Origin of the sequence: Shewanella sp. DAU305 (assembly GCF_026802235.1) — a bacterium.
Taxonomy (GTDB): Bacteria; Pseudomonadota; Gammaproteobacteria; order Enterobacterales; family Shewanellaceae; genus Shewanella; species Shewanella baltica.
Map to the genome: position 1 here is coordinate 4,171,774 of NZ_CP113808.1, position 26,242 is coordinate 4,198,015.

Annotated in this window: 21 protein-coding genes, 2 tRNA genes and 2 pseudogenes; 3 read left to right on the top strand and 22 right to left on the bottom strand. The window is 45.7% G+C overall.

The features are described 5' to 3' along the window. Positions 1–305: 305 nt before the first annotated feature. From OX890_RS17690 to pnp, 6 genes are all read right to left on the bottom strand, one after another. Positions 306–1,565, bottom strand: a complete 1,260-nt coding sequence (locus OX890_RS17690; protein WP_006086933.1) for a NupC/NupG family nucleoside CNT transporter — start codon at positions 1,563–1,565, stop codon at positions 306–308. Positions 1,566–1,741: 176 nt separating this feature from the next. Continuing rightward, a complete protein-coding gene (locus tag OX890_RS17695) occupies positions 1,742–2,506 on the bottom strand; it encodes a TatD family hydrolase (protein WP_259509326.1) in 765 nt (254 codons plus the stop codon). Between the two features lie 10 nt (positions 2,507–2,516). Next, positions 2,517–2,720: a hypothetical protein gene (locus OX890_RS17700; RefSeq protein ID WP_268649659.1), complete on the bottom strand. Its 204-nt coding sequence runs from the start codon at positions 2,718–2,720 to the stop codon at positions 2,517–2,519. Positions 2,721–2,810: 90 nt separating this feature from the next. Further along, entirely contained in the window at positions 2,811–4,391 is a 1,581-nt protein-coding gene (prfC, locus tag OX890_RS17705; RefSeq protein ID WP_006086936.1) for a peptide chain release factor 3, read from the bottom strand. A gap of 99 nt (positions 4,392–4,490) precedes the next feature. Next, a complete protein-coding gene (nlpI, locus tag OX890_RS17710) occupies positions 4,491–5,393 on the bottom strand; it encodes a lipoprotein NlpI (RefSeq protein WP_006086937.1) in 903 nt (300 codons plus the stop codon). A 192-nt stretch (positions 5,394–5,585) separates the two neighbouring features. Next, positions 5,586–7,688: a polyribonucleotide nucleotidyltransferase gene (pnp, locus tag OX890_RS17715; protein WP_012089919.1), complete on the bottom strand. Its 2,103-nt coding sequence runs from the start codon at positions 7,686–7,688 to the stop codon at positions 5,586–5,588. A gap of 195 nt (positions 7,689–7,883) precedes the next feature. On the opposite strand from pnp, the pseudogene OX890_RS17720 reads away from it, so the two are divergent. Then, positions 7,884–9,161, top strand: a pseudogene (locus tag OX890_RS17720) (diguanylate cyclase domain-containing protein); the annotation flags it as partial. Between the two features lie 258 nt (positions 9,162–9,419). Here the strand turns inward: OX890_RS17720 and OX890_RS17725 are convergent. Continuing rightward, entirely contained in the window at positions 9,420–10,436 is a 1,017-nt protein-coding gene (locus OX890_RS17725) for an IS110 family transposase (RefSeq protein ID WP_268649385.1), read from the bottom strand. A gap of 90 nt (positions 10,437–10,526) precedes the next feature. Here OX890_RS17725 and OX890_RS17730 point away from each other — a divergent pair. Further along, positions 10,527–11,303 (top strand): annotated as a pseudogene (locus OX890_RS17730) (putative bifunctional diguanylate cyclase/phosphodiesterase); the annotation flags it as partial. Between the two features lie 171 nt (positions 11,304–11,474). On the opposite strand, the gene rpsO reads toward OX890_RS17730, so the two are convergent. The 14 genes from rpsO to rlmE all read right to left on the bottom strand — a co-directional run bounded on the left by rpsO (position 11,475) and on the right by rlmE (position 24,864). Next, positions 11,475–11,744: a 30S ribosomal protein S15 gene (rpsO, locus tag OX890_RS17735; RefSeq protein WP_012089921.1), complete on the bottom strand. Its 270-nt coding sequence runs from the start codon at positions 11,742–11,744 to the stop codon at positions 11,475–11,477. Between the two features lie 147 nt (positions 11,745–11,891). After that, complete coding sequence (gene truB / locus OX890_RS17740) at positions 11,892–12,857, bottom strand: tRNA pseudouridine(55) synthase TruB (protein WP_268649660.1); 966 nt, start codon at positions 12,855–12,857, stop codon at positions 11,892–11,894. Beyond that, positions 12,857–13,315 (bottom strand): 30S ribosome-binding factor RbfA, encoded by a 459-nt coding sequence (gene rbfA / locus OX890_RS17745; RefSeq protein WP_014620813.1) that lies wholly within the window; start codon positions 13,313–13,315, stop codon positions 12,857–12,859. Before rbfA ends, truB begins: the two co-directional genes overlap by 1 nt. A gap of 57 nt (positions 13,316–13,372) precedes the next feature. Beyond that, positions 13,373–16,015, bottom strand: a complete 2,643-nt coding sequence (gene infB, locus OX890_RS17750) for a translation initiation factor IF-2 (protein WP_006082716.1) — start codon at positions 16,013–16,015, stop codon at positions 13,373–13,375. Between the two features lie 25 nt (positions 16,016–16,040). Then, entirely contained in the window at positions 16,041–17,540 is a 1,500-nt protein-coding gene (gene nusA, locus OX890_RS17755) for a transcription termination factor NusA (RefSeq protein WP_006082717.1), read from the bottom strand. Positions 17,541–17,569: 29 nt separating this feature from the next. Continuing rightward, a complete protein-coding gene (rimP, locus tag OX890_RS17760; RefSeq protein WP_006082718.1) occupies positions 17,570–18,025 on the bottom strand; it encodes a ribosome maturation factor RimP in 456 nt (151 codons plus the stop codon). A gap of 173 nt (positions 18,026–18,198) precedes the next feature. Next, positions 18,199–18,275, bottom strand: a tRNA-Met gene (locus OX890_RS17765). Positions 18,276–18,357: 82 nt separating this feature from the next. After that, positions 18,358–18,444 (bottom strand) — tRNA-Leu (locus tag OX890_RS17770). Between the two features lie 11 nt (positions 18,445–18,455). After that, positions 18,456–18,791, bottom strand: coding sequence for a preprotein translocase subunit SecG (gene secG / locus OX890_RS17775; RefSeq protein ID WP_006082719.1), 336 nt, complete (start codon positions 18,789–18,791; stop codon positions 18,456–18,458). 1 nt (position 18,792) lies between these two features. Continuing rightward, entirely contained in the window at positions 18,793–19,575 is a 783-nt protein-coding gene (gene tpiA / locus OX890_RS17780; protein ID WP_006082720.1) for a triose-phosphate isomerase, read from the bottom strand. Between the two features lie 194 nt (positions 19,576–19,769). Next, complete coding sequence (gene glmM, locus OX890_RS17785) at positions 19,770–21,107, bottom strand: phosphoglucosamine mutase (protein ID WP_268649661.1); 1,338 nt, start codon at positions 21,105–21,107, stop codon at positions 19,770–19,772. A gap of 80 nt (positions 21,108–21,187) precedes the next feature. Beyond that, on the bottom strand, positions 21,188–22,021 hold the full coding sequence (gene folP / locus OX890_RS17790; RefSeq protein WP_259576290.1) for a dihydropteroate synthase: 834 nt from the start codon (positions 22,019–22,021) through the stop codon (positions 21,188–21,190). A 210-nt stretch (positions 22,022–22,231) separates the two neighbouring features. Continuing rightward, positions 22,232–24,205 carry an ATP-dependent zinc metalloprotease FtsH gene (gene ftsH / locus OX890_RS17795; RefSeq protein ID WP_011847519.1) on the bottom strand — a complete coding sequence of 658 codons (1,974 nt, stop codon included), beginning with the start codon at positions 24,203–24,205 and terminating at the stop codon, positions 22,232–22,234. Between the two features lie 29 nt (positions 24,206–24,234). Next, positions 24,235–24,864, bottom strand: coding sequence for a 23S rRNA (uridine(2552)-2'-O)-methyltransferase RlmE (gene rlmE, locus OX890_RS17800; RefSeq protein ID WP_006082724.1), 630 nt, complete (start codon positions 24,862–24,864; stop codon positions 24,235–24,237). Positions 24,865–24,954: 90 nt separating this feature from the next. Here rlmE and yhbY point away from each other — a divergent pair, with 90 nt between their 5' ends. After that, positions 24,955–25,254 (top strand): ribosome assembly RNA-binding protein YhbY, encoded by a 300-nt coding sequence (gene yhbY, locus OX890_RS17805; protein ID WP_006082725.1) that lies wholly within the window; start codon positions 24,955–24,957, stop codon positions 25,252–25,254. Positions 25,255–25,337: 83 nt separating this feature from the next. On the opposite strand, the gene secF is transcribed toward yhbY, so the two are convergent. Next, entirely contained in the window at positions 25,338–26,240 is a 903-nt protein-coding gene (gene secF / locus OX890_RS17810; RefSeq protein WP_006082726.1) for a protein translocase subunit SecF, read from the bottom strand. Between the last annotated feature and the right edge of the window lie 2 nt (positions 26,241–26,242).

Sequence of the window (26,242 nt, forward strand, 5' to 3'; positions counted from 1 at the left end):
TTTGTGGCGCTCGCATTCTACCTAGATTAAAAAAAATCTCAATAATCTAGCGTAAAATCACAAACACAAAATTCTTAATTGTGAACAAAGTCGCGACTTCTACATTACGATTAATTAACTTAACCGTAGAACTACGACATTAAAGACAGAATGACAGCTACATCTCAGTTGCATTCTATGTTTTTCAATTGGAGAAACTATTCACTACAGGAATCACTACTGGAAAATGGTTGAATTAACTTAGGTCCCGCCCTGCATGGTCAGGACCTAGTTAGTGGGGTTTCCCCCGACTGTCGCTCAATAACTTACATAGCTAAGAACAGACCAGCAAGTGTCGCACTCATTAAGTTAGCTAAAGAGCCGGCGATAACCGCACGAATACCCATTGTAGCTAAGTCATGGCGACGAGTAGGAGCCATAGCACCTAAACCACCAAGCAGAATCGCGATTGAAGACAAGTTAGCGAAACCACACAGAGCAAAGGAGATAATCGCTTTGGTTCTGTCAGTCATTGCTAGACCCGTTTCAGCTACTACCATACCGCCATCAGCGATGTCTTTCAGGTATGGAGCAAAGTTTAAGTAAGCAACAAATTCGTTAACTACGATCTTTTGACCGATGAAAGAACCTGCTACTAATGCTTCATTCCAAGGTACACCGATAAGGAATGCTAACGGCATGAACACATAGCCAAGAATCAGCTCAAGTGTTAACTGAGGCATGCCCACCCAACCACCGATACCACCAATGATACCGTTGATCATAGCGATCAAACCAACGAAGGCTAACAGCATAGCACCTACGTTTAGTGCTAAGTGCATACCAGATGAAGCACCTGCTGCAGCTGCATCTAACACGTTAGCTGGTTTGTCAGGATCTTCTGGCAAATCGCTCATGTCGTTCTTAGCAACTTCAGTTTCAGGGTGCATCAGTTTAGCCATTAATAGACCACCTGGTGCTGCCATGAATGATGCGGCAACTAAGTACTCGATAGGTACACCCATCTGCGCGTAACCAGCCAAAACTGAACCCGCAATTGACGCCAAACCACCCACCATGATCGCAAACAGTTCAGACTGCGTCATAGTTGGAATGAATGGACGAACCACTAATGGCGCTTCAGTTTGACCCACGAAGATGTTAGCTGTTGCTGACATTGATTCTGTACGGCTTGTACCTAATGCTTTTTGTAGCGCGCCACCGATAATACGGATAACCCACTGCATGATGCCTAAGTAATAAAGCACAGCAATCAATGAAGAGAAGAACACAATAACGGGTAACACGTTAACTGCGAAGATGAAGCCAAGTTTAAAGTTAGCTAAATCACCGAACAGGAAACCGATACCGTTTTGTGCGTAACCAATAACGCTAGAAACCGCATCAGACATACCTTTCAGAATGTCTTTACCAACAGGAACGTACAGTACAAAACCACCGAAAGCAGCTTGGATAGCTAACGCGCCACCCACTGTACGCAAATTAATTGCTTTTTTGTTATTCGATAGGAGGAAACCTATCGCAAGTAGGGTGACCACCCCTACTAAACTCATCAATATATTCATTAACCATCACCCTATTGTTAACACTTTTTAATTATGTTGTTAATCAACCTATTTCCGAGTCAGATTATACCCGAGCCTAAGTCGAAAATCGTCGTTTTGATCATATTTTTGGAGTTTAATTTCAATCGCTTAGTGGAGAATGCTAGTGCGACCTACACCTGTTTATTTAAAAACAACTAAAGGTCAAACAGTTGCGTAGCATTCTTCATCAAGTGTTCTGATATTAGAACACTTGATTTTTTTTGCAAAGCGGCGATTTTGTCTATAAAAAGAACAAGGTTAGCGGGTTGGTTACGTTTTTCAGTAACATTTATCGGCGTCATTGCCGGAGAATCAGTCTCAAGTATGAGGTGTTCGAGTGGGAGTTCAGTGACTGTTTTGAGTAATTTTTTGGCATTGGGATTCATAATCAAACCACCAATTCCCAGCTTAAAACCTAACTTGATATATTCCAGTGCAATCTCAACACTGCCAGAAAAAGCATGTATCACACCGCCTCTAGGCAATTGATACTTTTTTAAACAGGCCAAAACCTCGGGATGTGCCTTCACACTATGAATAATAACTGGCAGATTAACGGATTTAGCTAACGTCAGTTGCGCCTCAAAAAACGCTAACTGCTGTGGCCATGTTGAGGAATAAAGCTTATCTAAGCCACATTCACCAATAGCAACAAAACGAGGACATTCGAGCAACGCGGCAACTTTAGATGTTAATGCTAAGATCGCTGCATCAACATCCTCTGGGCAAAACCAAGGATGGATGCCAAGGGCAAAATAGGTTTGATATTGTTCGGCAACAGCGAGCTGTTTGTGCCAGTGTTGGGGGGACACGCCAGGAATAATCAGATTATTAACCCCAACACTGCGCATTCGCTGCACCACAGCATCGCGGTCAAGATCAAACTCGGCAAAATCTAGATGTGCATGGGTATCAATCACTGCAAATACCTCACTCTGCGGTCGATTTGCCGTTTGCATGCGCTTCAGGCGGCAATGCCGTTTCATCAGCTGCTGTCGTTTTAGCACATTTTATCGCTAATGGTGGATCTTCAAGGCGTGGCATACAACAACGACGATTTTCGGGTGTCAGCCCCATGCGGTCGCACCACTGAATATAAACCTGCCATGTTTTTGTGATCCAATTCGCCATCATTCACATCCAGAACCGTTTTTAGATTTCATTAGATACAAAAATGGCGGTGAATTCACCGCCATTTCAACAACTATTCTAAACCGAACCTAATTAGTGCTCGCGGGTTTTCGCAAACTCAATATCAGGATATCTTTCCATCGAAAGATTCAGGTTGACCATAGTTGGCGCAATATAGGTTAAGTTGTCACCACCATCGAGTGCTAAGTTTTGGCTACACTTGCGGCGGAACTCTTCAAGCTTACGCTCATCCTTACAATAAACCCAGCGAGCAGTCGAAACGCTAATACCTTCGTAAATGGCTTCAACGTTGTATTCGCTCTTAAGACGTCCAACAACCACTTCAAACTGCAACACACCCACGGCGCCAACAATTAAATCGTTAGTATCGATTGGGCGGAATACTTGCACAGCGCCTTCTTCTGACAACTGTACTAAGCCTTTTAACAGCTGCTTTTGCTTAAGTGGATCGCGCAGACGAATACGGCGGAACATTTCAGGGGCGAAGTTAGGCACGCCAGTGAAACGGAATTTTTCGCCTTGGGTAAAAGTATCGCCAATACGGATAGTGCCATGGTTATGTAAACCAATGATATCGCCTGGGTAAGCTTCCTCGGCACGCTCACGATCGCCCGCCATAAAGGTCAATGCATCGCTAACGTTAACATCTTTACCAATACGCACATGGTGCATTTTCATGCCTTGCTCGTAACGGCCAGAACACACACGCATAAAGGCGACACGGTCACGGTGTTTTGGATCCATGTTAGCTTGGATCTTGAACACGAAACCGGTGAATTTCTCTTCTTCAGGCATAACTACGCGTGCATCGCTTTCGCGCGGTAATGGCTTAGGTGCCCACTCAACGATACCGTCAAGAATATGATCCACACCAAAGTTACCTAACGCAGTACCGAAGAACACTGGCGTCAACTCGCCTTTCAAGAAAGCCGCATGGTCAAATTCATGCGACGCGCCGCGCACTAATTCCATCTCATCGCGCAAATCAGCAGCGTAACTGCCTATCGCTTTCTCAAGATCAGGATTATTAATGCCTTTAATTACACGACGCTCTTGAATTGTGTGTCCCATACCGCCTTGATACAAGACCACTTCATCACGCAGTATATGGTAAATACCTTTGAATTCTTTACCGCTGCCAATAGGCCAAGTAATAGGTGCGCAGGCAATATTCAGCACGCTTTCGACTTCATCCATCAGATCGATAGGATCACGGATATCACGGTCGAGTTTGTTCATAAAAGTCACGATCGGCGTATCGCGCAGACGTGTCACTTCCATCAACTTAATAGTACGCTCTTCAACACCTTTAGCAGAGTCGATGACCATCAGACAAGAGTCAACAGCGGTCAGTGTACGATAGGTATCTTCAGAGAAGTCTTCGTGACCAGGCGTGTCGAGTAGGTTAACGAGGGCGCCACCATAGGGGAATTGCATCACAGACGTAGTAATAGAAATACCACGGTCCTTCTCCATTTCCATCCAGTCAGACTTAGCATGCTGACCCGATTTTTTGCCTTTAACCGTTCCAGCTTTTTGCAAAGCGTTTCCGAATAACAGCACTTTTTCGGTAATGGTTGTTTTACCCGCGTCGGGGTGCGATATGATCGCGAAGGTGCGACGTTTATCGACCTCTACTTTATTGCCTGACATGTTAACCTATGCACTAGTATCGCTAAAAAGGCGCAAATTATAGCGCCTCAGTTCGAGCTTGGCTAGGCAAAGCCCGAGATGAGCTCGGGCAGATGAGGGTTATTTTGTGGCTTCGAGCAAACCTTTGACTTTAGCGAGCTCAATCCGCGCATATCTATGTTCAACAAAATCATAAATATTGGTCGCCAGTGCGAGGCGGAAATAGTTAGCAGCATCTTGATATTGCTTGTTTTCTATTGCCATTTTCGCCAGGTAAAAATAAGCTTCACATAAACGTTCGGCATATTCTTTTGGATGAGTTAAGCCAACTTTCGCAGCAGCAAACACCTCATCATGGCTCTTTGTTCCTAAATAATAATCAACGATAACGGTCGCCCAAGCATCATTGTCTAAATTCTTACGGTTTTCAGCTAACTGTTTTTTAGCTTCAACTGCATCATCTTTAAAATCAATCAAATACAGCCACAATGCGCGATAACCATCTTTATTATCACCAGCATAAAATGCCTGCATATCTTTAGTGGCTAAATCGTTACGGTCGCCATAGTACAAGGCAATACCGCGATTCAAATAGGCGTAATCGTAGTTAGGAGCGAGTTCTAACACGCCATCGAACGCTTCATAGGCACTAGCGTATTCGCCTTCTTGGGTGTAATAAATCCCAAGAAAATTATAAGCATCGGCGAGATCGGGTTGCAGCTTCAGCGCTTGCATAAAATCGATGCGCGCGAGCAATCTTAAGCCCACACTGTCGTATATAACACCGCGATCGTAATGAAATCTGGCTCTCTGCTCATTGGTTAATTCGACCGTAGCCAAAATCTCGTTGAGCTTCGCTAACGTCACTTCCACTTTATAATCAGGCATGACAGGTGCGATAACCAATTTACCTTCAACATCATTATGGTTATCTAAAGGAGACTGGGTGGTAGCGCATCCGGCTAACAACAGACTGGCGCCCGCCAGCACAGCAACGACAGCGGTTCTAATTTTAAGACTCATCCATTTCTACCTTTTTAGATTCCCAACATACGCAGAAGAATCTTCATGATAGCAATCCCACCACAGGACTGCTATTGGGGAATTAAGATTAATACTGACTTTCTTAATGCCAAAAACAAAAAAGGAGATCATTTGATCTCCTTTTGATGCAATCACTTAGAAAGTGTGTGCCAATAATAAGTCAAAGACTCATTATTCAGCAGCGGCAGCTTCTTTAGTTTGTGCTTCTTTGATTGACAGACGTACGCGGCCTTGACGATCCACTTCCATTACTTTAACAGCAACTTCTTGGTTCAGTTCAAGGTGATCGGACACGTTAGCAACACGCTCATCACTGATTTGTGAAATGTGTACTAAACCGTCTTTGCCCGGTAGAATGTTCACGAACGCACCGAAATCAACGATACGGATAACTTTACCGTTGTAGATACGACCCACTTCAACTTCTGAAGTGATTTCTTCGATACGACGGATAGCTTCTTTGGTTGCTTCGCCGTTTGAAGAAGCGATCTTCACAGTACCGTCATCTTCCAGTTCAATCGTAGTGCCGGTTTCTTCAGTAAGAGCACGGATAACTGCGCCGCCTTTACCGATAACGTCACGGATTTTTTCTGGGTTGATCTTGATAACAGTGATACGTGGAGCGTGATCAGAAATATCGTCACGGTGTGAACCAATCGCTTGATCCATCACGTTCAGGATATGTACACGTGCGCCATAGGCTTGTTGCAGTGCGATATCCATGATTTCTTTAGTGATACCTTCGATCTTGATATCCATCTGCAGTGCAGTAATACCATCACGCGTACCAGCAACTTTAAAGTCCATATCACCTAAATGATCTTCATCACCTAAGATGTCAGAAAGAACAACGAAATCATCGCCTTCTTTCACTAGACCCATAGCGATACCCGCTACAGAAGTTTTGATAGGCACACCAGCATCCATCAGAGCTAATGAAGTACCACATACTGACGCCATAGAGCTTGAACCGTTAGATTCAGTGATTTCAGATACAACGCGCACGCTGTATGGGAATTCAGCAGCTGAAGGCATAACAGCATTGATACCGCGCCATGCTAACTTACCATGACCGATTTCGCGGCGCTTAGGTGAACCCACCATGCCTGTTTCACCAACAGAGTATGGAGGGAAGTTATAGTGCAGCATGAAACGGTTAGTGCGCTCGCCCATGATGCTGTCAATCTTCTGTGCATCACGTTCAGTGCCTAAAGTACAAGTCACTAACGCTTGAGTTTCACCGCGAGTGAACAATGCGCTACCGTGAGTACGTGGCAATACGCCCGCTAACACGCTTAATGCACGGATCATGTCTGGTTCACGACCATCGATACGTGGCTCACCACGGATGATACGACCACGAACCACTTTCTTCTCTAAGCTACCCAGCAAGTTGTCTACTTCACGTAAATCAATGCTTGGATTGCTGGCTAACAAGGCTTCTTTTGTTGCTGCTTTAACAACAGAAACTTGAGCATAACGATCTTGTTTAACTTGGATTTTATATGCATCGCCTAAACCAGCTTCAGCAAGCTCTTTGATTTGGGCAACTAAATCGGCATCTTGCGTTGGTGCAGTCCAATCCCAAGTTGGTTTACCAGCTTCTGCTTTAAATTCAGCAATCGCTTTGATAACCACTTGTTGTTGATCGTGACCGTAAACAACAGAACCTAACATCACTTCTTCTGGCAATGCTTGGGCTTCTGATTCCACCATTAATACTGCACCAGCAGTACCAGCAACCACTAAGTTCAGTTGGCTGGTTGCAAGTTGCGCAACACTTGGGTTCAACACGTATTCGCCATCAATGTAACCCACACGTGCAGCACCTAAAGGACCGCTGAATGGAATACCAGAAATAGCCAGTGCCGCAGAAGTACCGATCATAGAGATGATATCTGGCTCGATTTGTGGATCGACAGATACTACAGTAATGATAACTTGAACTTCGTTTTTGAAACCATTAGGGAAAAGAGGGCGAATTGGACGGTCGATCAGACGAGCGATTAATGTCTCATCTTCTGAAGGACGGCCTTCACGCTTAAAGAAACCACCAGGAATTTTACCCGCTGCGTAGGTTTTTTCTTGATAGTTAACAGTCAGAGGGAAAAAGTCACGACCAGCATCTGCTTCTTTTTTACCGACAACAGTGACCAACACAGTCGTGTCACCCATACTCGCTAAAACGGCTGCATCTGCTTGACGCGCTATAACACCTGTTTCCAGGGTGACTGTATGTTGACCATACTCAAAACTCTTTACAATAGGATTCACGTGACCCATTCCTTAATTAATGACCTTGAATTACGCGCGTAAGTATACTGCAAATCGGATCAATAGATAAAGAGCAGATAATGATGACAAATACGTAACTTTTCACTAAAGTGGTTAAATCAACAAAGAGTTGCGGTTTACATTGATACGGAAATTCTCGCAGATGGTGAATAATTATCATAAAGGATGCGCCCGATGACAGGCCGTTTTAAGTCACTGACGTGGAAACAAACTAACCTAGTCGTATTTACTGCCCTATTTTTTGCCATTGCTATTTTTATTGTTGAAATCGCTTTAGTCGTCGTATCAACCAAACAACAACTGACGACTACACAGCAAGAACTCCTTGATTCAGTTGAACAACCCGCAGCAAATGCTGTCTGGGCATTAGATGATAATTTAGCCCGTCAAACCTTAGAAGGTGCCATTAAGGTTGAGCATGTCGGCTCAGCAGTGATTGAGCTGGACGATGGTTCCATGTTTGTGTCAGTCAGCAATAATAAAAAGAATAACTCGCAGACATTTATCAGCTTAAGTAACAAATTATTTGATGATCTTAAAGAAATCTCTCGCCCGCTGTACCGACCTTTTTATTTCGAAGGCACCCAACAACAGCAACTCATTGGCACATTAACGGTTTTCTACGATACCCAAGAGCTGACAAACACCCTTTTCTCGCAGTTAAGATTTAGTTTTTTCGCCACGCTTGCCCGCGCACTCTTACTCACCTTAGTGCTTTCAGTGGTTTTCCATCGCTTCTTAACTCAACCTATCGCCCGTATTAGTGAGGCCATAGATAAGATTGAACCCGACTCACCGGACGAAAATCTCTTACCTATGTCCAATGCGCATAAGGATGATGAACTCGGCCTAGTGACCTCGAAATTCAACCAAATTCTTATCCAATTTAGCCAAACCCAATCCAAACTGCGCAAAATGGCCACCCGAGATCCGCTAACGGGCTTACCGAACCGCACACTATTGCTCGAAACAATCGCAGTCACTATCCAACGTTCGCGCGTGCACAAACGCAGCTTTGCCTTGATGTTTATCGACTTAGATCGATTTAAGAATATTAACGATTCCCTTGGCCATGCATTGGGCGATCAATTCCTCGCCCGTATTGCCCGTATTCTTGAACGCTTCGTTGGCGATAAAGGCACAGTCTCTCGCTTAGGTGACGATGAGTTTGTGATTTTAGCCGACACAGTACACACCCCAGATCAAGCCGCTGATTTTGTTGATAAGTTACTTATCCAGCTTAATGTGCCAATCCAGTTAAATGAGCATGCGATTCATCCTGCGGCCTCAATTGGGATATCTATTTATCCCGAAGACGGTAACAGCGCAGAAGATTTAATACGTCATGCCGACATTGCCATGTACAGTGCTAAGGCTGCGGGTTCGAATCAATGGGCCTTCTTTAAACAACAGATGACAGAGCGCGCCGCTGTGCGTTTACGCACTGAAGCATATATGGACCCATCCGGTTTGCAAGACATTCGATAGCGATTTTGAGAAGAGTTCATTGCACCCATATATTCGGCCTGTTATTGAGGTATGCCTCTGGCCCTGATGGATATCTGCTTCTACTGTCCTTATCATCCTTGCGGCTTCGTAATGAGCCTATGCCTCCGTAAGGTTTTCAGTAGATCAGTCTGACTGTCTCATCATCAAATCAAGTGTCATAGCAACTTGCTGGTTGGTTAATCATTAAAAATAAATTCAGTTCTATACTGGAAGCCGATACTCTTCGTTACGCGCCGCGATAACCCATGCCATTCTCGCGAGCTTATTGGCGACGGCCACACAGGCTCGGTTAAAACCTCGGCGCTCTGCTAACTGGATTGCCCAGCAACTAAACTTATCTTGCTTATTCTGGCTGTGTTGCAACACCGCTCTGGCGCCGTGGATGAACAGGGTGCGTAAATACGCATTTCCCCGCTTGCTTATCCCAAGGAGGTTTTCTTTACCTCCGCTGCTGTGTTGTTTGGGAACCAAGCCACACCAAGCTGAAAAGTGCCTGCCATTACTGAAATCTTTACCATCACCTGCGGCGGCATAAAAGGCGGTAGCGGTGACTGGACCAATGCCAGGGATAGTCTCTAAACGCTGGCAAATCACATTGTTTTTAGTTTCAGTAAGCACTTGTGTATCACAACTCTTAAGCCGTTTTTCTATATCACTAAATTCTTCATATAACTGATAAAAAATGGCCCGACCTTTAGTGGTCAGCGTATTGGTTTCATCCGCTAAAATATCTGGGAACTGTACTTTAAAAGCCGATTTACTTTTGGTCATCACAATGCCGTATTCCGCTAACATCCCTCTGACTTGATTGATTAAGGCGGTTGATTGCTTAGTTAATCGTTCGCGCATTCGGTGGAGCAGTTGCACATCTTGCTGCTCGACGCCTTTGGGTTTTACAAACCGCATGTTGGGTCGCTGCGCAGCTTCAGCGATGGCTAAGGCATCGTTATAGTCATTTTTGTTACCTTGCCGAAAAGGTACTACAAATTGAGGAGCAATTAACTTGACGCTGTGGCCCAACAGCTCAAATTCTCTGGCCCAATAATTTGCCCCACCACAGGCTTCCATCACAATCAGGCACGGCTCAATTTGAGCAAGAAAGGGAAGTAAGTCCTTGCGTCTAAGCATTTTCTTTTTGATTAACTTGCCTGCTTTATCGACACCAACAGCATGAAAAACAGACTTTGCGATATCTAAACCGATTGTAGTAATCTTCATAGGTGGACCCGTCCTCTTTCTGATGAGTTTTAGCGACTACATCGTGGCCCATTGCGAGGCCGATTTAAAGTGGATGGGTCCATTCCATTATCCTTGCATGATGCGTTAAAAAACAACGAATTCTTACTGTATTTCCAACCTAAACTCGATCTGCAAACGGGCAAAGTGATTGCCTGTGAAGCTCTGATCCGCTGGCAAAAAGACGGCCGACTCATCAGTCCGGTTTCTTTTATCCCCGTCGCCGAAGAAACGGGGATCATCATTCCGATTGGCCGCTGGGTGATAGAACAAAGCTGCAAAGTCTTAAGGGAGTGGCAGAAGAAATATAACTATGCCATCCCGATTGCGATTAATGTCGCCTCACAGCAATTCGCCGACGCCAGTTTAGTACCCGATATCAAACAGATGGCATTACGTTATCAGATCCAACCCGAACTGCTGGAAATTGAAATCACTGAAACCTCGCTGATGAACGACATTGAGCTCGCCATCGCTAAGCTTGAACAACTTAAATCAGCAGGGTTTGGTATTGCCGTCGATGACTTCGGCACCGGATATTCATCACTCTCTTACCTGCGCCATTTGCCCATTACCACCATGAAAATCGACCGCTGTTTCGTGTCCGATTTACCAGGGGATAGCGCAATCGCATCGACCATTTTGATGTTGGGTAAGCAGCTTAATTTGACCATTGTGGCCGAAGGAATTGAAAACGAGCAGCAATTGGATTGGTTGAAGGAGAATCAGTGCCAAGTCGGCCAAGGCTTCTATTTTAGCCAACCCCTGCCCCAAGCGGAATTTGAAGCCCTGTATATAGCAACACAGACAGCAACAATAAGTAGTCTTGATGGCTTACGTGGAGCTTGAGGTTACTTTAATCAGCGCTAAGGTTTAGGCGGTGTTTAGGCCAGCGTCATAGGCATATTACTATTGACATGCTCAGGCCTAAATTCTACATGGCTTACGCGATCATCTACTGAATTTTAGGCAATAAAAAAGGAGGCTTAAGCCTCCTTTTTCACGTTAGTCGACGCGAGATTAACGACGTAGACCTAACTTTTGGATCAGTGCAGTGTAACGTGCTAAATCAGTACGTTTCAGGTAAGCAGTTAACTTACGACGTGAACTAACCATACGTAACAGACCACGACGTGAGTGATGATCATGAATGTGCTCTTTGAAGTGAGCTTGTAAATGGTTGATTTGTGCAGTTAACAAAGCAACTTGAACTTCAGTTGAACCAGTGTCGTTTTCACAACGGCCAAAATCAGCCAAAATTTTTGCTTTTGCTTCAGTACTTAGTGACATGTATATCTCCAAATAAATAATATGAATCTCTAGCCGATCACTAACTCAGCCAAAGGGCGCGCTATTCTACCCAGAAACCCACCCTAGCGCAATAAAAGGTGGAGACTAATCCATGAACTAATTTATTAATTGGTCATGGATAGCGGGCTAATCTGTTTCTACAGGCTCGTCATGGATCACTATGAGTCGTTTTGGCGCGAGTAGGCCGTCTTCGTTCATAGTGCCAATCCCCACAAATCGGCGAATGTCACCTAAAGTGATACGCACCAGTTCATCGGTTTTCAAGTCTGCATTAACGGGGACCCGAACAGCCTGACCTTGCATTAAGTAAGGGGCGATTGCATCTGGCACATTCACCTCAGGGAAATCGGCCACAGCCGTATCCATAGGTAATAACAGCGGATCAAGTAAGACACTCGGATCTATCTGTTGTTCATGTGCTTGAGCAACAAGCGCTTCAAGTTGTTCTAAGGAAACCATTCTTGCATAGGGATATTGTGCAACTTGAGTGCGACGCAACATGATGACATGGGCGCCACAACCGAGCATTTCACCGAGGTCGTCTATGATAGTGCGAATATAAGTGCCCTTAGAACAATGAATGTCTAAGGTCAGCTCATCGCCTTCAAGACCGATGAAATTAAGCTCAAATACCGTAATAGGGCGAGATTCGCGCGGCACTTCAATACCTTCACGGGCATATTTATACAGGGGCTGACCCTGATATTTAAGCGCGGAATACATAGAAGGCACTTGCTGAGTCTCACCACGGAAGAAATCAAGCGCGGTTAATAACTGCGCTTCAGTAAAATCAATGGCGCGGGTTTGCACCACTTCGCCATCGGAATCACTGGTATCCGTTCGCTCGCCCAGCTTTGCGGTGACTAAATAACGTTTATCGGCATCTAACAGATGCTGGGAAAACTTAGTCCCTTCGCCTAAGCACACAGGTAACATACCTGTTGCTAACGGATCGAGTGCGCCCGTATGCCCTGCTTTGTTCGCATTAAAAAAGCGCTTTACCCTTTGCAATGCAAAGTTAGAACTCATGCCAGTGGATTTATCCAGCAGCACTATCCCATCAATAAAACGACCTTTTGGACGACGAGCCATTAATCTTTACCTTCCGTTTCATCTGCATCATCGGCAACATCATCACCTAAGACTTCATCTTCAACCGATGCGTCTTCGCTGCCAAATTGCTGCTGCTTCGCTTTGTCTTGGTTGATCACTTGGCTAACTAAGTTAGACATGCGCATACCTTCAACGAGCGAGCTATCATAGATAAAACGCAGTTCAGGCATCACACGCAGCTTCATACGGCCCGCCACTAAAGTGCGGATATAAGGAGCGGCGCTGATCAAAGCGTTTAGCTTTTCTTGAACAACGGCTTTGTCTTCCTCAAAAAAAGTCACGAAGACTTTGGCATAGCTAAGGTCACGTGAGACATCGACGTCATTCACGGTTACAAAGCCAATACGAGGATCTTTCATGTCGCGCTGTAGCACTTGAGCAAGTTCTTGCTGAAGCTGCTGAGCGATTCGACGAGTACGACTGAATTCTTTTGCCATAATATTTCTTACCATAGCTTAAATTGATAAGGGCGGCTAAAGCCGCCCTTATTATCGTTACAGAGTACGAGCAATCTCGACGGTTTCGAATACTTCGATTTGGTCGCCTACGCGAACATCGTTGTAGTTCTTAACGCCAATACCACATTCCATACCATTGCGAACTTCAGCAACGTCATCTTTAAAGCGACGTAGCGATTCAAGTTCACCTTCGTAGATAACAACGTTATCACGTAGTACGCGAATTGGTGCGCTACGCTTGATGGTACCTTCGGTAACCATACAGCCAGCAATTGCACCCAGCTTAGGTGATTTGAACACGTCACGAACTTCAGCCAGACCGATAATTTGTTGTTTGAATTCAGGAGACAGCATACCTGTCATCGCTGCACGAACTTCATCAATCAAATTATAGATAACGCTGTAGTAACGTAAATCAACACTTTCGCTGTCGATTGTCTTACGCGCTTGTGCATCGGCACGCACGTTAAAGCCAACCAGGATAGCGTTAGACGCTGCCGCTAAGGTTGCATCCGTTTCAGTAAGAGCACCCACACCGCGAGCGATGATGTTCACTTTCACTTCGTCTGTAGACAGACCTGTTAACGAGTCAGTAATCGCTTCGAGTGAACCTTGTACGTCTGCTTTAAGAACGATGTTCAGTTCTTTCACTTCGCCTTCAGTCATGTTCGCGAACATGTTTTCTAGCTTAGATTTTTGCTGGCGTGCCAGTTTCACATCACGGAACTTGCCTTGACGATACAGGGCAACTTCACGCGCTTTACGCTCATCACGTACTACTGTTGCTTCATCACCTGCAGATGGAACGCCTGACAGACCCAGAATTTCAACAGGAATAGATGGACCCGCTTCAGTGATTGAACGACCGTTCTCGTCTTTCATTGCACGGATTTTACCGTACTCAAGACCACACAGAACGATATCACCTTGGCGTAACGTACCTTCTTGAACCAGAATCGTAGCAACTGGGCCGCGACCTTTGTCCAATTGCGATTCAATGACCACACCAGCAGCCATACCATCACGTACCGCTTTCAGTTCGAGAACTTCAGCCTGCAGTAAGATACCTTCTAACAGTTCATCAACGCCTTCACCTGTCTTAGCTGAAACGAAGGCAAACATGTTGTCTCCACCCCAATCTTCAGACATAACACCGTGTTGCGACAATTCACTCTTAACGCGATCGATATCCGCTTCCGGCTTATCCATCTTGTTCACAGCCACGATTAATGGCACGTTACCGGCTTTAGCATGTTGAATTGCTTCGATAGTTTGCGGCATTACACCGTCATCGGCAGCAACAACTAACACAACGATATCCGTTGCCTTGGCACCACGGGCACGCATTGCGGTAAACGCGGCGTGACCAGGAGTATCAAGGAAAGTGATCATGCCGTTTTCAGTTTCAACATGGTATGCACCGATATGCTGAGTAATACCACCGGCTTCGCCAGCAGCCACTTTAGCGCGGCGAATATAGTCGAGTAATGACGTCTTACCGTGGTCAACGTGACCCATGATAGTCACAACAGGTGCACGAGACTCTTGCTTGATGCCATCTTCATCGTCACGATCTTTAAGCACTTGGTGCTCAAGTTCGTTTTCACGGATAAGCACAACTTTGTGGCCCATTTCTTCGGCAACCATTTGGGCAGTCTCTTGATCCAACACTTGGTTGATCGTGACCATAGAACCCATTTTCATCATCTGTTTGATGATTTCAGTCGCTTTAACTGCCATTAAATGCGCAAGTTCAGAAACAGTAACAGTTTCACCGATACGCACATCACGGCTTACCGCTGCAACTGGCTTGTTGAAGCCGTGCGCCATAGACTCAGGTGCTGTACTGCGGTTACGCATGTGTTTTTCACGGCCGTCACGGGCATCTTTGCCGCCACGTTTTTTGGCGTTGCTCTTGTTACGAGCACGACGTCCGCGTTTTTCTTCATCCAGATCAGAAGTATCTTCAGCAGCACGAGCCACTTTAGAAGTCGTGATGTGGTGATCACCGTTTTTCTCGGCTTCTAGACGTTGGCGCTCTTCTTCGGCCCAACGCTTAGAATGTTCTTCAGCCAATAGGCGAGCAGTTTCTGCCGCTTTAGCCGCTTCTTCGTCTTGCTTACGTTTTGTCGCCGCTTCTTGTGCTGCTTTTAAACGTTCAGCTTCTAGACGAGCCGCTTCTGCTTCAGGTGACATATCTTTAACCACTTTTACTTCGGCTGCTGCTTTGGCTTTCGCCTTGGCTTCTGCATCCGCTTTTGCTTTCGCATCTGCTTCAGCTTTCGCTTTTACTGCCGCAGCAGCTTCTGCTTCGGCCTTTGCTTTTGCCAAAGCTTCTGCTTCGACTTTCGCTTCTTCTTCAGCCTTCAGAGTAGCCTCATTAGCATCACGCTTGACGAAAGTTCGTGTTTTACGAACTTCAACTTTAACATCTTTAGATTGACCACCATTACCGGCCACACTCAGGGTCGATACGGTTTTACGCTGCAGCGTCATTTTCGTTGGCGCATTTTCGCCACCGTGCTGCTTTTTCAGATAATCCAGTAACTGTTGCTTTTCAGCTTCAGTCACGTTATCAGCTTGGCCTTTCTTAATTCCAGCCTGAGAGAATTGCTCAATCAGACGTTCAACACTTTTACCCACTTCCGTGGCCAATTTCTCTACGGTAGTATCTGCCATCAGTTAAATCCCCCTGTTGATCGACTTATGCTTCTTCGCCAAACCAACAGATATTGCGGGCTGCCATGATGAGCTCACCTGCTTTTTCTTCTGTCAATTCTTCAATTTCGATCAAATCATCAATGCCTTGTTCAGCCAAGTCTTCTAGAGTCACAATACCTTTGCTAGCGAAAACATAGGCTAAGTGTCTGTCAACACCTTCAAGTGCTAGTAACTCTTCACTTGGCTCCACACCATCCAGTGCTTCTTCAGTAGCGAGAGCTCGAGTTGAGATCGCCGCTTTTGCACGTTCACGTAAGGCTTCAACGAGATCTTCGTCAAAACCGTCAATCGCCAATAGTTCAGACACAGGTACATAGGCAACTTCTTCGAGCGACGTAAAGCCCTCGTCCGCCAGTACTTGTGCAAAATCTTCATCGACATCCAGTGAGTTAACGAATAATTCAACCACCTTGGCACTTTCTGCCTGGTGTTTCTTATTCATATCTTCCACTGTCATAACGTTCAGAACCCAACCTGTCAGTTGTGTCGCTAAACGTACGTTCTGGCCATTACGTCCAATGGCTTGTGCCAAACTATCGGCTTCAACAGCGATATCCATAGAATGGTTATCTTCGTCAACTATGATAGAGGCAACATCGGCTGGCGCCATGGCATTGATCACGTATTGTGCTGGATTATCATCCCACAACACGATATCAACACGTTCGCCACCCAGTTCATTCGACACGGCTTGTACACGTGCACCACGCATACCCACACACGCACCGATTGGATCGATACGACGGTCATTCGACTTAACGGCGATTTTAGCGCGCGCGCCTGGATCACGAGCAGCGCCCATGATTTCAATCAGTTCGTCAGCAATTTCAGGTACTTCAACACGGAAAAGCTCGATCAGCATTTCAGGTTTAGTACGGCTTAAGAATAACTGTGCGCCGCGAGCTTCTGGACGTACTGAGTACAATAATGCACGCACGCGGTCGCCTGGACGGAAAGATTCACGTGAAATTAAATCTTCACGGAACAACACGCCGTCAGCGTTATTACCTAAGTCAACCACTACGCTTTCGCGAGTTGCTTTTTTGACTATACCAGTGATTAACTCACCTTCTTGATCTTGGAACTGTTCAACCACTTGAGCACGTTCAGCTTCACGTACTTTCTGTACGATCACTTGCTTAGCAGTTTGAGTGGTAATACGGTCAAACACCACTGACTCGATATCGTCTTCGATAAACTCGCCAGGTTGGATGTCTGGATTTTCGTATCGTGCCGCTTCTAACGTGATTTCGCGGTAAGGATTTTCTAACGCTTCACCGTGATCATCAACTACCATCCAACGACGGAAAGTATCATAACCACCGGTTTTACGGTCGATAGCAACACGAACGTCAATATCACCTTCGTATTTTTTCTTGGTTGCTGTGGCCAGAGCAATCTCTAGCGCTTCAAAAATTTTCTCGCGTGGAACGGCCTTTTCATTTGAAACCGCCTCAGCGACTAGCAGAATCTCTTTATTCATCTCGTCTTGCCTCGTTCACCTTGAAACCATCAAAACTTAGCGATTAAGTTGCCTTTGCGGATATTATCCAATGCGACAACTAACTCTTTACCATTCACTTTCAGTGAGAGCATTTGCCCGTCGACCGCAGTGATGGCGCCTTTTAAATTACGACTGCCGTCAACCGGCATAGTCAATTGAAGCTTTACATCCTCGCCCACATAGCCCGCATACTGCTCAGCAGTAAATAAGGGTCTATCAACGCCTGGCGAAGAAACCTCTAGGGTATATTCTGTAGAAATAGGATCTTCAACATCGAGTACAGCACTGACTTGGCGACTTGCATTGGCACAATCTTCAATATTGATACCATTCTCACCATCAATGAACACTCGCAGTGTGGAATGCTTACCCGCTTGAACATATTCAATGCCCCATAGCTGAAAGCCTAATGCTTCCACAGGTACTTTGAGCATTTCTGCCAGTCTGAATTCTAACGTTGCCAAGATTGACCCCCGAAAAAACAAAAAAGGGCTTAATAGCCCTAGTACAACGCCACATACGAAGCATGCGACAAATTTAAAAGTCCCAGATAACAAAAAACCCCGTAATCACGAGGTCATTAATTTCAAGAACCTGTAAACCATAACGAATTCAAACACTATTCGTTACTAGGAGCTGGTTGCGGGGGCCGGATTTGAACCGACGACCTTCGGGTTATGAGCCCGACGAGCTACCATGCTGCTCCACCCCGCGTCAACTGTGTGCAAGTATATTGACTATCGTCATTTCTTGCAATAACTAAGAGAGAACTTATGTCGTCTATCTTAGTTATATTTGGTGCCGAGAGCGGGACTTGAACCCGCACGACCGTTAGGTCACAGCCACCTCAAGGCTGCGCGTCTACCAATTTCGCCACCTCGGCGACACCTTTTACTAGTCAGGAATTTTCGTTTCTGACTTTTGGGTTCCTTGCTCAACAGGTTGTGTGACCTGTTCAGTGTCTGAACCTAAATTTTTCCATGAATCTTCATTTTTTGCGTGGTTTGCACTTAAGTTGCCAATCAGCAGACTTAAAGTAAAAAACGCAATGGCAAGAATCGCCGTAGTGCGTGTCAGGAAGTTACCTGAACCGCTTGAACCAAACAGGGTACCTGATGCACCGGCGCCAAAAGAGGCCCCCATGTCAGCTCCCTTACCTTGCTGAATTAATACTAAGCCGATCAGACCTAATGCAACCAACAAGTAAATAACTACTAGAACTTCATACATATTATGCGCTCATCGCTATGGTACACAGACTTAAAAACTCGCTAGAGTTTAAGCTAGCACCGCCAATCAGTCCACCATCAACATCAGGTTGGGCAAATAAATCTGCAGCATTACTCGGTGTCACACTACCACCGTAGAGAATCCTGATATTTTCTCCGATAAACGGAGACACTTCAGAGAGGCGTTTGCGAATAAACGCATGAACTTCTTGTGCCTGCTCTGGTGTAGCGCTTTTACCTGTCCCTACAGCCCAAAGTGGCTCGTAGGCGATAATGGCGTTATCAAAAGCCATAGTGCCGTTTTTCTGGATCACTATATCCAACTCTTCCGCAATCACCTCGAAGGTGCGTCTTGCTTCACGTGCTGGACCTGACTCACCCACACATAAAATGGGAGTTAAGCCATGCTTTTGTGCAGCGGCGAATTTCTCCGCTACGATATTACTCGTCTCTCCGTACATACGGCGACGTTCTGAATGTCCGATAATCACATATCGACATCCTGAATCTTTGAGCATCTGACCTGAAACTTCTCCGGTATAGGCGCCAAAGTCGTGTTGACTTAGGTTTTGTGCGCCCATCCTAACAAGTGAACCGTCTAACGCTTCCTTGTTTGCTTCTAGCAGTTGCCTAACGCTCTCTAGATAGATAGAAGGCGGGCATAAAACCACTTCAGCTGAATCATTTTGGAGCTTAGAGGCAAATTTTTTGAACAACTCTTGGGCTAATGCCGCACTGCCGTTCATCTTCCAATTGCCAGCTACCATAGGACGTCTGAGTGCCATCACTGTCTCCTCTGAAAGCGGCGTGAATAATAGCGAACCACTTATTAAGTTACAATAGCTAAATTCGAATTTTTTCAGATATCAGGTTGGAATGCTTATTTTTTACACGCCAAAGCTGATTTCTGTTCATTTGTGCAGCTAACACCTTAATTTTAAATTGGTATCAGCCGCACTCATTACAAAATAGGCAAATATTAGCTTGCCGATTTTACGGCATCCGCAATCAAATTTGCGTGCGCCAATACTGCACTATGATCGTCACCTTCTACCATGACACGGATCAAAGGTTCAGTACCTGACTTACGTAATAGTACTCGACCACGCACCCCAAGCTCAGATTCAACCTGTGCCTGCGCCGCTTTTACTTTATCTGACTTAAGTGGGTCATGCTCGCCCTCAAAGCGCACATTGACTAACACCTGTGGCAACATTTCCATCGCAGAAGTCAGTTCTTCTAGTGTGGCATTTTGACGACGCATAGCCGCTAACACTAAAATCCCTGCGACAATACCATCACCAGTTGTGCCGTGGTCAAGATTAAGGATATGCCCTGAATTCTCGCCACCGATGCGCCAATCGAGTTCTTTCAGTAATTCCATCACATAGCGGTCGCCCACTTTTGAACGCGCAAAGGGAATATCTAGTGCTTGCAAGGCTAAATCAAGCCCAAGATTCGACATCAAGGTGCCGACCACACCACCGCGCAATACCCCGCGGGATTTCGCATCACAGGCAAGGATATATAAAATCTGATCGCCGTCGATAACTTCGCCTTTGCTGTTGACCATCATAATGCGGTCACCATCGCCGTCGAGCGCGATACCTAAATCGGCATTTTCGGCAAAAACGGTTTCGCAAATCTTGCCCATGGACGTTGCGCCCACTTTGTCATTGATGTTCATCCCGTTGGGTTTATCACCAATGGCAATCACCTCGGCGCCTAACTCACGGAACACGGCAGGTGCTATATGATAAGTTGCGCCATGGGCACAATCGACCACAATTTTTAACCCAGTTAACGTGTGCTCTGCAGGGAAATTACCTTTGCAATACTCGATATAACGGCCACGGGCATCTTCAATGCGCGACACTTTGCCAAGCAGATGTGATTCAACGCAAACGAGGGGCTTTTCAAGCTCGGCTTCGATTTCTAGCTCTAAGTTATCGTCTAACTTACTGCCGTCGGTCGAGAAAAATTTAATGCCGTTATCGTAATAAGGATTGTGTGATGCGCTGATCACCACCCCTGCTTCGGCGCGAAACGTACGCGTCAAATAGGCGACTGCGGGCGTGGGCATAGGCCCCATTAACATCACATTAAGACCTGCGGCAGAAAGACCCGCTTCTAATGCCGACTCAAACATATAACCCGAAATACGGGTATCTTTACCTATGATCACCTTTTTGGTACCACTGCGGGATAATACGCGACCCGCTGCCCAACCTAATTTCAGTGCAAGCTCAGGCGTCATTTGACCTGAACCGACCTTTCCCCGAATACCGTCAGTTCCAAAAAATTTACGTTCTTTCATATCGCCCCACAAACTCAAATGTGTCCCAATGATTTGGGATCATAATATTAATTAAATGCTTAACGAGAGCATAACGATGCTTAAAAATACGCTTGTGCCGCTTGTAACACTTTGAGCATATCCACAGTTTCAGCAACGTCATGTACGCGAATGATATGAGCTCCCTTTTGGGCCGCTATCATAGCGCCAGCAAGGCTCCCAGCAAGACGTTCTGAGGTCGGTTTTGCTAAGAGGTTCCCTATCATGCTCTTACGAGACAATCCTATCAATACGGGTAAATCAAACTTGGTAAAAGCGTCGAGCTTTGCCAGTAATTCATAGTTATGTTCTAAGCTTTTACCAAAGCCAAATCCCGGATCGAGTATGAGTAATTCACGGGGGATCCCAGCTTGTAAGCAAGCGTCAATCCGCTCGGTTAAAAAGCCAGAAACTTCTTCAATAACATCATAATAAGTTGGCGAAGACTGCATGTTCTTCGGCTCACCCTGCATATGCATTAAACATATTGGGACGTGCAACTCTGCGGCGGCTTCGAGCGCACTAGGTTCCATCAAGGCACGCACATCATTAATCAGGTGTGCGCCCGCATCGACAGCTTGACGCATCACTTCAGCTTTACTGGTATCGACCGAAATCCACACATCATGGTGCGTCGCCACATATTTTACTAACGGGATCACCCGCGCAAGTTCATCGGCTAGGCTCACCTCGGCGGCGCCGGGCCTTGTCGACTCTCCACCAATGTCTATCATCCCCGCGCCTTGAGCCACCATGTCATCGGCATGCTGACAGGCAAGTTCATAGGAAGAATATTGACCACCGTCGGAAAAGGAATCGGGAGTGACATTCAGAATGCCCATCACTATGGGCGAAGATAACGCGAGGCGTTTAGTGCCAGCAATCAGTTCAAACACGCATTTACTCCAGTAATACGAACACTTACGATTTTACCTATAGGCATAACTTGCGTCATTAGTTTTAGCCTTCACTTTCTATCCGAGGTGACTGATGTCAGAGGCGAAATATCAGTAATGGCAAAGTGGATAAATGACAGCGCAGTCAAATTGCTAACAAGGTAAAACAAGAAAACCCCTTTACGGGGTTTTCTTTTATTTCACAACAAATTACTTAGCAGGTGATTCATCAGGCTCTTTCAAGTCTGGTTCTGCAGACGCTGTAGTCACAGTATCTTCAGCTTTTTCAGCTGGCTCACCATGACCGCTGCCTTTGTCGTTAGAACCATGGTCATCCACTTGCCAATCGGCAGGTTGGCGCACTTCACGACGCTTCATTAAATCGTCAATTTGAAGTGAATCAATGGTTTCATACTTCATTAGAGCTTCTTTCATCGAGTGCAGAATATCGAGGTTATCGGTCAATATCTGTCTCGCTCTCGCGTAGTTCTTGTCGATAAAGACTTTCACTTCCGCGTCGATGATAGTTGCAGTTTCATCGGACATGGCTTTGGCTTTACCCATGCTGCGACCTAAGAACACTTCACCGTCTTCTTCGGCATACAATAATGGACCTAGCTTGTCCGAGAAGCCCCACTGAGTCACCATGTTACGCGCAATAGAGGTCGCGTATTTGATGTCCTGTGATGCGCCAGTTGACACTTTTTCAGTACCGTAGATAAGCTCTTCAGCTAAACGACCACCGTAAGCGACTGAAATTTGGCTTTCTAACTTACGACGGCTCTGACTCACTGAGTCCGCTTCGGGTAAGAAGAAAGTGACACCCAGCGCACGGCCGCGAGGAATGATAGTGACCTTGTGCACAGGATCGTGCTCTGGTACTAAACAACCTACAATTGCATGGCCCGCTTCATGGTATGCAGTCATTTCTTTTTCAGCTTCAGACATCACCATAGAACGGCGCTCAGCACCCATCATGATTTTATCTTTTGCACGCTCAAATTCTTCCATGCCCACAACTCGGCGATTTCCACGAGCCGCAAACAGAGCCGCTTCGTTCACTAAGTTAGCTAAGTCAGCACCAGAGAAACCTGGTGTACCACGGGCAATCACACTCGCTTTCACATCTTCAGAAAGCGGCACTTTACGCATATGCACTTTCAAAATCTGCTCACGACCACGCACGTCTGGTAAGCCAACGACCACTTGACGGTCAAAACGACCTGGACGCAGCAGTGCAGAATCGAGTACGTCTGGACGGTTAGTTGCCGCGATAACGATAACGCCTTCATTACCTTCGAAGCCATCCATCTCAACCAGCATTTGGTTCAGTGTTTGCTCACGTTCATCATGACCACCACCTAAACCCGCGCCGCGTTGACGACCGACCGCATCGATTTCATCGATAAAGATAATACAAGGTGCAGACTTTTTCGCTTGTTCGAACATGTCACGCACACGGGATGCACCAACACCAACGAACATTTCAACGAAATCAGAACCCGAGATAGTGAAGAAAGGTACTTTAGATTCACCCGCAATGGCTTTCGCCAGCAAGGTTTTACCTGTACCTGGAGGACCCACCATAAGCACGCCCGTTGGAATACGGCCGCCCAATTTTTGGAATTTAGTTGGGTCACGCAGATAATCAACTAACTCTTTCACTTCTTCTTTTGCTTCGTCACAACCAGCAACATCGGCAAACGTGGTTTTAATCTGATCTTCGCTCATCAGCTTGGCTTTGCTCTTACCAAAGGACATCGCGCCTTTGCCACCGCCGCCTTGCATCTGGCGCATGAAGAAAATCCATACCCCGATAAGCAATAACATAGGGAACCAAGAGATGAAAATTTGGGTTAGGAACCCAGATTCTTCGGCTTCTTGGCCCTTCATGGTGATGCCCTTACGATCAAGATCATTAATTAAATCTTGGTCATATAACGGCATGATAGTCGTGAACTTTTCACCCGTTCGCTTAGCACCTTCAATAGTACGTTGGTCGCTTTTAACTTCAACAGTTGCGACCTGCCCATCACGGACATTATCTAAGAAGGTAGAATAATCCATCTTCTGCGATGACGAAGAAGAGGGGGAGTAACCCTGAAACACTGACATCAGCACAACGGCGATGACAACCCAGAGTATTAGATTTTTTGCCATGTCACTCAAATTACTAGACCTCATTAAGTCTTGCGATTATTAACGCTAGGTTACTACAACTTGTACCCAGTCGCCACAAGATAGACTTCACGGGAACGCGCCCGTGAAGAGTCTGGTTTACGTGTTTTAACGACTTTAAACACTGCTTTTACCGCTTTCATGTATTCGTCAAAGCCCTCCCCCTGAAAGACTTTTACCGCAAAACAGCCATTAGGAGCCAATACTTGATGGCACATATCTAACGCCAACTCCACTAAATACATGGCACGGGGTTGATCAACACTATCTGAACCACTCATGTTGGGCGCCATATCAGACAACACAACGTCAACCTTAGCATCACCGACGCGAGTAAGTAATGCTTGAAGGACTTTATCTTCACGAAAATCCCCTTGCAGAAAGTCTACCCCGACGATGGGATCCATAGGCAAAATGTCACAGGCGATGACTTTACCTCTATCTCCCGCTAATTTAACTGCCACTTGAGACCAACCTCCCGGAGCAGCACCGAGATCAACCACAGTCATGCCTGGGCGAATCAGTTGATCCTTTTGCTGGATCTCCTCAAGCTTAAACGCAGCGCGAGATCGCAAGCCCATTTTTTGGGCGAGTTTGACATAGTGATCATCAAAGTGTTCTAGCATCCAGCGATTAGAACTGGCCGTACGTTTTATACCTGACATTTAAAATCCGCAACAATTGAGAGTTACACAAAGGCTATATAAGGGTAGAATAGCCGTTTTTCAACAGTAACTCAGCAAAAGTTGGTAGAAATGAACTTAACAACCAAACAAAAACAGCATTTAAAAGGTCTAGCGCATCCGCTAAAGCCAGTGGTGCTGCTTGGTGCCAATGGATTGACTGAAGGTGTACTCGCTGAAATTGAAAGCGCACTCGCTTATCATGAATTGATTAAAGTGAAAGTAGCCTCTGCCGACAGAGAGCTAAAAAATGCCATCGTTGATGCCATAGTACGTGAAACTCAATCCGCAAAAGTGCAACTTATTGGTCATATTCTGGTGATTTATCGTCAATCACCAGAAATGAAGATTGCTTTGCCAAAGGCAAAGTAATTTTTCTTGATTTTTATTGTGTTAACAAAGAGGCCACTCAATTGAGTGGCCTCTTTGTTTTTACTACAGATTAAAATAAAGCACTAAGGCGTATCAGAAATCACTTGTTCCTTATAATGCTCAGGCGTTAAACCTAATAACTCAGGCAATGAGGTGCCAACAGAAATCGATGAGAATGTCCCAGTTAAAATACCGATAAACATCGCAATCGAGAATCCTTCCAGCGGCCCACCGCCCATGATCCACAGCGCACCGACCGTCATTAAGGTTGTCCCTGACGTCACCATAGTACGGGAGAATGTCGCCACAATCGCTTGGTTATTAATTTCTTGAATCGCAAGCTTTGGCTTAGCAATCAATAATTCACGAATACGGTCGGCAATGATAATCGAGTCATTTAACGAATAGCCTAAAATCGCCAGCACAGCCGCCAGTACCGTTAAATTAAACTCCATCTGCGTCAGCGCAAAAAACGCCAGTACGAACACAACGTCGTGCACTAGCGCAAACAAAGCGCCCGATGCGAGTCGCCACTCGAAGCGATAACTTAAATAGCCTAAAATACACAGCATAGCGACTAACAGCGCTAACCCACCCTGCTCCGCCAGTTCTTGACCAATCTGCGGCCCAACAACACTGCTGTTAAGGACTTGCACTTCAGAGTTAAGTGGCGCTAATGCCTGCTGAATATCGACATTGCTTTGCTCAGTATCAGCACTCTTTATATCACCATAGCGCAGTACCCAACGGCCCGGCTCACTGGCCGAGATCACAGAGACTTCCTGCTGATAGGCAGCGTTAAGCAAAGGTTGTAACTCACTGCTGGTGATTTTTCTATCGAGCTGAACTTCAGTCACCACACCACCGGTAAAGTCTAATCCCCAGTTAAAACCCTTTACACCTATGATGGCTAATGACGTTATCATCAATAAAATTGAGATAGCACTGGAGACATAACGCCATTTTGTTAGATTGATATTTTTCATGG

Bases quoted from the DNA above. Each gene is read 5' to 3' on its own strand.
- OX890_RS17690 (WP_006086933.1), bottom strand. From the start codon at position 1,565: ATGAATATATTGATGAGTTTAGTAGGGGTGGTCACCCTACTTGCGATA.
- OX890_RS17700 (WP_268649659.1), bottom strand. From the start codon at position 2,720: ATGATGGCGAATTGGATCACAAAAACATGGCAGGTTTATATTCAGTGG.
- prfC (WP_006086936.1), bottom strand. From the start codon at position 4,391: ATGTCAGGCAATAAAGTAGAGGTCGATAAACGTCGCACCTTCGCGATC.
- nlpI (WP_006086937.1), bottom strand. From the start codon at position 5,393: ATGAGTCTTAAAATTAGAACCGCTGTCGTTGCTGTGCTGGCGGGCGCC.
- OX890_RS17725 (WP_268649385.1), bottom strand. From the start codon at position 10,436: ATGAAGATTACTACAATCGGTTTAGATATCGCAAAGTCTGTTTTTCAT.
- rpsO (WP_012089921.1), bottom strand. From the start codon at position 11,744: ATGTCACTAAGTACTGAAGCAAAAGCAAAAATTTTGGCTGATTTTGGC.
- truB (WP_268649660.1), bottom strand. From the start codon at position 12,857: ATGGCTCGTCGTCCAAAAGGTCGTTTTATTGATGGGATAGTGCTGCTG.
- rbfA (WP_014620813.1), bottom strand. From the start codon at position 13,315: ATGGCAAAAGAATTCAGTCGTACTCGTCGAATCGCTCAGCAGCTTCAG.
- infB (WP_006082716.1), bottom strand. From the start codon at position 16,015: ATGGCAGATACTACCGTAGAGAAATTGGCCACGGAAGTGGGTAAAAGT.
- nusA (WP_006082717.1), bottom strand. From the start codon at position 17,540: ATGAATAAAGAGATTCTGCTAGTCGCTGAGGCGGTTTCAAATGAAAAG.
- secG (WP_006082719.1), bottom strand. From the start codon at position 18,791: ATGTATGAAGTTCTAGTAGTTATTTACTTGTTGGTTGCATTAGGTCTG.
- tpiA (WP_006082720.1), bottom strand. From the start codon at position 19,575: ATGGCACTCAGACGTCCTATGGTAGCTGGCAATTGGAAGATGAACGGC.
- glmM (WP_268649661.1), bottom strand. From the start codon at position 21,107: ATGAAAGAACGTAAATTTTTTGGAACTGACGGTATTCGGGGAAAGGTC.
- ftsH (WP_011847519.1), bottom strand. From the start codon at position 24,205: ATGAGGTCTAGTAATTTGAGTGACATGGCAAAAAATCTAATACTCTGG.
- rlmE (WP_006082724.1), bottom strand. From the start codon at position 24,864: ATGTCAGGTATAAAACGTACGGCCAGTTCTAATCGCTGGATGCTAGAA.
- yhbY (WP_006082725.1), top strand. From the start codon at position 24,955: ATGAACTTAACAACCAAACAAAAACAGCATTTAAAAGGTCTAGCGCAT.
- secF (WP_006082726.1), bottom strand. From the start codon at position 26,240: ATGAAAAATATCAATCTAACAAAATGGCGTTATGTCTCCAGTGCTATC.